The 7,951-nt window shown below is 50.5% G+C and carries 7 protein-coding genes and 1 pseudogene; 6 read left to right on the forward strand and 2 right to left on the reverse strand.

Translation table 11 applies throughout. The annotated features are described in order from the left end of the window. Nucleotides 1-60 precede the first annotated feature (60 nt). Both metE and metF read left to right on the forward strand, forming a co-directional pair. Nucleotides 61-2,307, forward strand: a complete 2,247-nt coding sequence (gene metE, locus V7Z60_RS04540; protein ID WP_334116645.1) for a 5-methyltetrahydropteroyltriglutamate--homocysteine S-methyltransferase — start codon at nucleotides 61-63, stop codon at nucleotides 2,305-2,307. A 4-nt stretch (nucleotides 2,308-2,311) separates the two neighbouring features. Beyond that, entirely contained in the window at nucleotides 2,312-3,178 is an 867-nt protein-coding gene (gene metF / locus V7Z60_RS04545; protein ID WP_334116646.1) for a methylenetetrahydrofolate reductase [NAD(P)H], read from the forward strand. Here the strand turns inward: metF and V7Z60_RS04550 are convergent. Further along, complete coding sequence (locus tag V7Z60_RS04550) at nucleotides 3,169-4,026, reverse strand: LysR family transcriptional regulator (RefSeq protein ID WP_334116647.1); 858 nt, start codon at nucleotides 4,024-4,026, stop codon at nucleotides 3,169-3,171. The genes metF and V7Z60_RS04550 overlap by 10 nt on opposite strands. A 151-nt stretch (nucleotides 4,027-4,177) precedes the next feature. On the opposite strand from V7Z60_RS04550, the gene V7Z60_RS04555 reads away from it, so the two are divergent. From V7Z60_RS04555 to metA, 4 genes are all read left to right on the forward strand, one after another. After that, nucleotides 4,178-4,642 (forward strand): flavodoxin, encoded by a 465-nt coding sequence (locus tag V7Z60_RS04555; protein ID WP_334116648.1) that lies wholly within the window; start codon nucleotides 4,178-4,180, stop codon nucleotides 4,640-4,642. After that, complete coding sequence (locus tag V7Z60_RS04560) at nucleotides 4,642-5,505, forward strand: aldo/keto reductase (RefSeq protein WP_334116649.1); 864 nt, start codon at nucleotides 4,642-4,644, stop codon at nucleotides 5,503-5,505. The genes V7Z60_RS04555 and V7Z60_RS04560 overlap by 1 nt, the downstream gene beginning before the upstream one ends. 15 nt (nucleotides 5,506-5,520) lie before the next feature. Beyond that, a complete protein-coding gene (locus tag V7Z60_RS04565; protein WP_334116650.1) occupies nucleotides 5,521-6,363 on the forward strand; it encodes an aldo/keto reductase in 843 nt (280 codons plus the stop codon). A gap of 393 nt (nucleotides 6,364-6,756) precedes the next feature. Beyond that, the gene (gene metA, locus V7Z60_RS04570) at nucleotides 6,757-7,677 is read left to right on the forward strand and encodes a homoserine O-acetyltransferase MetA (protein ID WP_334116651.1); all 921 of its coding nucleotides are present in this window, start codon (nucleotides 6,757-6,759) and stop codon (nucleotides 7,675-7,677) included. 5 nt (nucleotides 7,678-7,682) lie between these two features. Here metA and V7Z60_RS04575 read toward each other — a convergent pair. Next, nucleotides 7,683-7,951, reverse strand: a pseudogene (locus V7Z60_RS04575) (beta-carotene 15,15'-monooxygenase); the annotation flags it as partial.

The following is a 7,951-nucleotide window of genomic DNA, read 5'->3' on the forward strand; positions in this document are numbered from 1 at the left end:
GTTATTCAAATTAATGCAGAAGTGTTAGATTTGTAGATAACAAATCAAGGGGGTAGACTTATGACGGCAACTATTGTGGGTTTTCCAAGAATCGGTGAAAATCGTGAACTTAAATTCATTACGGAAAAATATTTCAAACATGAGGCAACTGAAGAAGAACTGAAGGAACGTGCTAGAGAGCTCCGCAAGCATGACCGCAGGCTGCTTCTGGACAGCGGACTGACAAGTCTTACGAGCAACCATTTTTCCTTTTATGACCAGATGCTTGACGCGGCCTTTCTGTTCAACGTGATACCTGAAGACATCGCTGAACTCGACTTGTCCGAGCTCGACAAGTACTTTGCCCTGGCAAGGGGTTATCAGGGCGAAAAGGGCGACGTCAAGGCCTGGCCGATGAAGAAGTGGTTCAACACGAACTATCACTACATCGTGCCGCAGTTTACGGCGGAGACGGACGTCAAGCTGGCGGGAACGAAGATCTTTGACGAATTCATCGAAGCAAGGGAAGACGGAACGATTACGCGTCCTGTTCTGGTCGGACCGTTCACCTTGCTTCAATTAAGCGAATTTCACGGCTGCGTCAGAGAAGATTTTGCCGATGCGTTCGTTGAAGCGTATGCCGGAATCTTCAAGCGGCTTGAGGAGCTCGGCGCAAACTGGATTCAGCTTGACGAGCCGGCCCTGGTCAGGGATCTTGACGAAAGGGAACTGGCACTGTTCAAGGCGCTGTACGGGCCTCTGCTTTTGCAAAAGGGCAGTCTCAAGGTTCTGGCGCAGACATATTTCGGTGACGTCCGCGATGCCTATGACGTTTTGCTGAAGCTTCCCCTTGACGGAATCGGACTTGACTTTGTCGAGGGCAGGAAAACGGCCGAACTTGTCGAAAGAGGCTTTGATGACGGAAAGGTCCTGTTTGCCGGCGTCGTCAACGGAAAGAACATCTGGCGCAACAATTACAGAAAAACGCTTGACCTGCTGAAAGGGCTGAACGTCAAAAACCTGGTGCTGACGACTTCCTGCTCGCTGCTTCACGTGCCGTACACCGTTGCAGGCGAAGACCTTGAAGAAGACGTGGCAAGGCATTTTGCCTTTGCTGAAGAAAAGGTCAGAGAGCTTGTCGAACTTGATGCGCTGCTCGGGAATCAGAGCCCTGAATTTTTAAGGAAGAACGCCGAGCTGTTTGAAAAGCCGCGCGTTCTGGAAAATGCAGAGCTGCATCAGAGGATTGCTGATCTGAAGCCGGAAGCATTCGTGCGTCAGCCTGAGTTTGCCGTGCGCGAAAAGATTCAGAAGCAGGAGTTCAACCTGCCGCTTCTTCCGACGACGACGATCGGATCCTTCCCTCAGACGAGAGAGGTCAAGCAAAAGCGCGCCGCATTCAGAAAGCATGAAATCAGCCGGGAGGAATACGACGAATTCATTGCCGGAAGAATTGACTCATGGATCGGATTCCAGGAGGAAATCGGCCTGGACGTTCTGGTTCATGGCGAATTTGAACGAAACGACATGGTCGAATATTTCGGGCAGCACCTTGAAGGATACGTCTTCACCAAGAATGCCTGGGTCCAGTCATACGGAACGCGCTGCGTCAAGCCGCCGATCATCTGGGGCGACGTTTCAAGAAAGGAGCCGATTACCGTTCGCTGGTCGGTTTATGCGCAGAAGCAGACAAGGAAAATCGTCAAGGGGATGCTGACGGGCCCGGTGACAATCCTGAACTGGTCATTTCCGAGAGAAGACATCAGCATCAGGGAATCAACGCTGCAGCTTGCCCTGGCAATCAGGGAAGAAGTTCTTGATCTTGAGAAGAACGGCATCCGCGTCATTCAGATTGATGAAGCCGCCTTGCGTGAAAAGCTTCCATTGAGACGTTCCGACTGGCAAGGCGAATATCTTGACTGGGCAATTCCGGCCTTCCGCCTGGTACACAGCGGCGTCAGGCCTGAAACCCAGATCCATACGCATATGTGCTACAGCGAGTTCAACGACATTATTCCGGCAATCGATGACATGGATGCCGACGTCATTTCATTTGAAGCTTCGCGTTCAAATCTTGAAATTCTCGACGAACTCAAGAAGGAGAATTTCAAGACCGAAGTCGGTCCCGGCGTTTACGACATTCATTCTCCGCGTATCCCGTCGGTTGAGGAGATTGAACAGACGCTTCGCCGCATTCTGGCCAAGGTCAAAAAGGAAAAGGTCTGGGTCAATCCCGACTGCGGCCTGAAGACGCGTGGAGAAAAGGAGACCAAAGCCAGTCTGAGGAATCTGACGCAGGCGGCGCAAAACATCAGAGAGGAGTTGTGACGGCATGGGGCAGCCAACGTTTTCTTTTGAAATTTTTCCTCCAAACAAGGAGAGTGTGGCCGAAAAGCTGACGAAAACGCTTGATGAGCTGGTCGGACTTTCGCCCGATTTCATCAGCGTGACCTGCACGAACAGAAACGATGACCTGGCGCGTCTGACAGTCAAGCTGGCCGGATACGTCAAGAACAGGCTGAATGTTCCGAGCATTGCGCATCTGCCGGCGGCATATCTCGACAAACGTCAGGTTTCAGAGATTCTGAGCGAACTGGAAAAACTCGGAGTCACGAATCTGCTGGCGCTCAGAGGAGACCGCATCGAAGGCAGGCAGCCAAAGGATGATTTCAGGCACGCAAGCGACCTGATCGCATACGTTCATGAAAACTTCCCTGAATTTCACATCAGTGCTGCCTGCTATCCGGAGATTCATCCGGAATCAAGCAGCCGGGTCGACGACATCAGGCATCTCAAGTACAAGACCGATCAGGGAGTTGACAGTCTGATCACGCAGATGTTCTTTGACAATGACAGTTTCTACGGTTTCAGGGAATGCTGCGAGATGGCGGACATCAATACGCCGATCGTTGCCGGCATCATGCCGATTGTCAGGCGCAATCAGGCCCTGAGAATTCTGAAGACCAGTTCGGCAACGCTGCCAAGGAAATTCACGGCCATTCTGAACAGGTACCAGGATGATCCGGAATCGCTCAGGGCGGCCGGTCTGGCATATGCAATCGATCAGATCGTCGATTTGGTGACACAGGGAGCTGCCGGCATTCATCTGTATACAATGAACGATGCCGAAACGGCCGGGGCAATCTGGCAGGCGACGAGAAGTCTGTTTGAAAACGGCAGAAAGGTTCATCAGGCCTGAGAACGCAGTCTGCTGTTCATGAAACGCTCAAGCATGTGCCAGCTGCGTCCCTTGAGACAAATTGCATAATAGGTGACGGATGCTTCTTCGTCATCGATTGGAACGGCTGTCTTGTTTTCCGGAAGATGGCCGTTCTTTATGCTGACATCGGTTACGAACGACGGCAGCGTCGAGTTTTTGACGAGTTCGTTCATTGCAAACGAATCTTCCTGGACGATGAATCTGCTGTGCGGCATTTTCCGGTAAGTGAGATTTTTCCAGAAACCGATCTGGGAGTAGAGCAGGAATGTTTCTCCGTCCGCTTCCTTGAAATGCAGTGCCTTCCTTGAAGCGAGCGGATGGTCGACAGGCAGTGCAAAGAACAGTTTTTCATCCATCAGCTTCAGGTAATTGAGATTATTTTCTTCGGGAACGTATGGCAAAATGATCATTTGATATTTTTCGTCCAAAAGTCCCTGTTCGAGATTTCTGAAGCCGGCAAGCTGAGACGTGATCTTCATTTCGGGGTACAGGACTGCAAGCTGAGGCAAAACGTCCCAGAGGGGAGCCGGTGCACATGATCCGACCGCAATGGTCCTTTTGGACATGTCAAAATTTCTGATCTCGGTTGCCATGTGATTCACTTCGTCAAGAATCTTTTCAGCATATTTTGAGGCAAGCTTTCCGTTGTCATTCAGGGAAAGCTTGTTTTTCGTTCGCGTAAAAAGCGTAACCTGAAGCTCATCTTCAAGTTTTCTCATTGACCGTGAAAGCGCTGACTGCGAAACGTGGACCTTGTCGGCAGCATCCGTCAAAGTCCCGGCTTCGACAAAGGCCTTCAGGTATTCAAGCTGGGTAAAGTCAATCATTTGGATCACCTCTTTGTTTATCAGCATTACAGTAGCATAATCCGGACCGTGTTTCAATCAGTATGATTCAAAGTCATGGCAGATGCCGCATTTGATATTGTACGCGGGCGTTTTTTCCGGTTATGATGGGACATGAAGGAGGGCGATGTGCATGAAACCTTTGATTGCATGGTTTTCGTGGAGCGGGACTTCCGAAAGGACCGCAAGACGCTTGAAGGAATTGACGAAAGGAGCATCATATCAGATCAGGCGGGATCCTGACTACAGCCGGGACTACCGGACCTGCGCAGACGTTGAGGCGAAAAGAGAGTATGAGCAGCAGACATTTCCAAGGCTCAGAGAACCTCTGCCTGACATTGAAGAATTCGATGTTGTCTATCTGGTGTTTCCAATCTGGTGGTACACGGCACCGCTTGTCGTGCAGTCTTTTTTGAAGAGCGTCGGACCGTTTGACAAGAAGACGGTTTACGTGTTTGCCAACTCGTATGGAAAAGACCGCAGACAGTTTGAAGATGCTGTCGAAACGGTCAGAAAACTGGCCGTCGGCGCCAATGTCCTGCCGGGTCTTTATAACGATGATGCCTTGGAAGAATGGTTGGAAGGGGTGCAGAAATGATGAAGGAACTGTTACTCAACAATGGCGTTAAAATGCCTCAGGAAGGATTCGGCGTGTATCAGATTTCCGATCTGAGGCAATGCGAAAAAGCAGTTTATGAAGCGATCAGAGCCGGTTACCGCATGATTGACACGGCTGCGGTGTATGGAAACGAAGAAGCCGTCGGACGTGCCGTTGACAGGGCAGTCGAAGACGGCATCGTCAAACGGGAAGACCTGTTCATTCAGTCCAAGGTCTGGGTGCAGGATCAAAAGGATGAACAAACGGCATTCGAGGCCGTCAAGGCTTCCCTGGAACGTCTCAGACTGGACTGTCTTGACTCGATGCTGCTTCACCAGGCGATGGGAGATTACTTCGCGGCCTACAGGGGGCTGGAAAAAGCCTTGAAGGCCGGTCTGGTCAAAACGATCGGCGTGGCAAACTTCTTCCCTGAAACGCTGATGAACCTTTGTGAAAATGCAGAGGTGACGCCTGCAGTCAACCAGGTGGAGATGAATCCGTACTTCACGCAGGAAAAGGCGCTTGAAAACATGAAGGAGCTCGGTGTGACACCGCAGGCATGGGCACCTTTTGCCGAGGGGAATCACGGTATCTTTTCCGACCCTGAATTTTCCGAAATCGGCGAAAAGTACCATAAGAGTGCGGCACAGGTTGTCCTGCGCTGGAACATTCAGCGCGGCGTTTCGGTCATCCCGAAGAGTGTTCACGAAGACCGGATGAAGCAGAACATCGATATCTGGGACTTTGAACTGACGGATGAGGAAATGAGCAGGATTTCTGCAAGAGATCTCGGCAGGAGCGGGATTATCGATCATTATGATCCAAAACTCGTCAGGATGCTTAACGAAATGAAAATTCATTAAACGGAGGAAATTATCATGGAAAAATTAAAATTGAGCAACAATGTTGAAATTCCGGCACTTGGACTTGGAACCTATCTGCTTGAACCCTCAGATGCGCAGAAATCAGTTGAAACGGCATTGAAAGACGGCTACAGCCTGATTGACACGGCAAATGCCTACTGCAACGAAACTGCCGTCGGACGCGGAATCAGGAATTCCGGCGTCGGCCGTGAAGACGTCTTCCTGTCAACGAAACTCTGGCCGACTGTCTACGAAGATGAAAATGCAGTTGACGATACGCTGCGTCGTCTCGGCGTCGACTACCTTGACCTTCTGTTCATTCATCAGCCGGCAGGAAACTTCATCGAAGGATACAGGCAGCTTGAAAGGGCGTATAAGGCCGGCAAGATCCGTTCAATCGGGATTTCGAACTTTCACGGCGAAAAGCTCTCGCGTCTGCTGGAGAATGCAGAGATCAAGCCGCACGTCATTCAGCTTGAGGCGCATCCGTACTGCACTGAAGATGAAATCATGGAGAAACTCAGGCCGTACGGCACGCGCCTGATGTCATGGTATCCGCTCGGTCATGGCGACAGCAGGCTTTTGAATGAAGAAGTCTTTGCAAGGCTTGCAGAAAAGTACGGCAAGACACCTGCACAGATTATCCTGAGATGGCATACGCAGATGGGCTTCATCGTCATCCCCGGGTCCAGGAATCCGGAACACATCAGGGACAACAGGGATATCTTCGATTTTGTGCTGACAGCCGATGAGATGGATGAAATCGGAAAGCTCAATGACAACGTCAGATACTACAATGCGACGGATGAGAGCGAGGAGCGTTTTGCAACGGTTGAGCTTGACTTTGACCGCGACTGACGGGAAGATCCAGTAAGTTTCCTGTTCTGGAATCCGATTAGAATAAGATGTTGACAAGATTGGAAAAAGGGTATAAACTTCAGTCAATAATTGAAAAGCAAGACGTCGAAGAGAAGAGTAGGCTGACTCAAATCCCGAAGAGAGCCCCGGATGGTGAAAGAGGGCGGACAAGACAGGCTGAAGATGAGCTCTGAGTCCAACTGCGAGTGAAAGCTCAAGGTTCGTGAGGATACGATACACTCCCAGGCATGATGGTGCCGGAAAAGGCTGCAGTTTGCAGTGAAGATGGGTGGTACCACGCCGGAATGCGTCCCTGTGAAGGAAATTACTTCACGGGGACGTTTTTTCATTTTATCGTATTCTCCAATGACGTTTTGGAATGGAGGAATTATCATGCCAATCAAGACACAACCCGATCTCCCTGCCGGAGAGATTCTGAAAAAGGAAAATATTTTCGTGATGGATGAAATGCGCGCCCTGCACCAGGATATCCGTCCGCTGAAAATCGGCATTGTCAATCTGATGCCGCTCAAGGAGGCGACGGAAATCGACTTGCTGCGTGCATTGTCGAACACACCGCTTCAGCTTGATGTCACGTTCATCTCGCTTGAAAGTCACAAGGCCACGCACACGGCGCTGAGTCATCTCAACAGATTCTACGAGCCGTTTTCTGAAATCAGTGACAGAAACCTGGACGGCCTGATCATCACCGGTGCCCCGGTCGAACAGCTGGATTTTGAAGAAGTGGACTACTGGGATGAACTCTGTCAGATCATGGACTGGTCAAGAACACATGTCACTTCAACGCTGCATCTCTGCTGGGGTGCCCAGGCCGGTCTGTACCATCATTATGGAATCAAAAAGCACCTGCTTGAGGAAAAACGCTTCGGCATCTATCAGCATCGGCTGCTGAACCGTAAAGTTCCGCTTGTCAGAGGTTTTGATGACGTTTTTCCTGCACCGCATTCACGGCACACGGAAAGCGACAGGCAGGCCATTCTGGAAAATCCTGAACTCACTGTTCTGGCAGATTCAAGGGAAGCAGGAATCTACCTTGTGATTGCAAAAGACGGACGCCAGGTCTTCGTGATGGGTCATCCAGAATATGACCGCAATACCCTGCAGAAGGAATATCAGAGAGACAGGGAAAAGGGCCTGCCGATCAAGCCGCCCCTGAATTACTATCCCGATGACGATGATACGAGGAAACCCCTGCTGACGTGGAGGGCACATGCAAACATTCTGTATTCCAACTGGATTAATTATTACGTGTACCAGACGACTCCGTACGAGTTCATCCGGACGGACAGATAGCTGAGTCAGCGCTGCCTTTGCGTCAAGCTGCTCCAGTCCGCAAACGTTGCTGCAAACAATATGTTGTAGGAAAGATCCCACAGGTGGTGGTCGACTGCGGATTCAATCACGATCAGCGCCAGAATGACCAGCAGCGGAACGTATTTTTCCGAAAAGCCGCGGATGACGAGAAATGACGTCAGCATGACCATCAGAATCGTGAAGATGATGCCGAACATGGTCCACATGCGGATGATTGATGAGTCGATGAAGAAGTACTGTTCGCCCGGCTTCA

Origin of the sequence: Ligilactobacillus sp. (assembly GCF_036846325.1) — a bacterium.
In the GTDB taxonomy this organism is placed as follows: Bacteria; Bacillota; Bacilli; order Lactobacillales; family Lactobacillaceae; genus Ligilactobacillus.

Coding starts and splice junctions, on each gene's coding strand:
- metE (WP_334116645.1), top strand. CDS start 61: ATGACGGCAACTATTGTGGGTTTTCCAAGAATCGGTGAAAATCGTGAA.
- metF (WP_334116646.1), top strand. CDS start 2,312: ATGGGGCAGCCAACGTTTTCTTTTGAAATTTTTCCTCCAAACAAGGAG.
- V7Z60_RS04550 (WP_334116647.1), bottom strand. CDS start 4,026: ATGATTGACTTTACCCAGCTTGAATACCTGAAGGCCTTTGTCGAAGCC.
- V7Z60_RS04555 (WP_334116648.1), top strand. CDS start 4,178: ATGAAACCTTTGATTGCATGGTTTTCGTGGAGCGGGACTTCCGAAAGG.
- V7Z60_RS04560 (WP_334116649.1), top strand. CDS start 4,642: ATGAAGGAACTGTTACTCAACAATGGCGTTAAAATGCCTCAGGAAGGA.
- V7Z60_RS04565 (WP_334116650.1), top strand. CDS start 5,521: ATGGAAAAATTAAAATTGAGCAACAATGTTGAAATTCCGGCACTTGGA.
- metA (WP_334116651.1), top strand. CDS start 6,757: ATGCCAATCAAGACACAACCCGATCTCCCTGCCGGAGAGATTCTGAAA.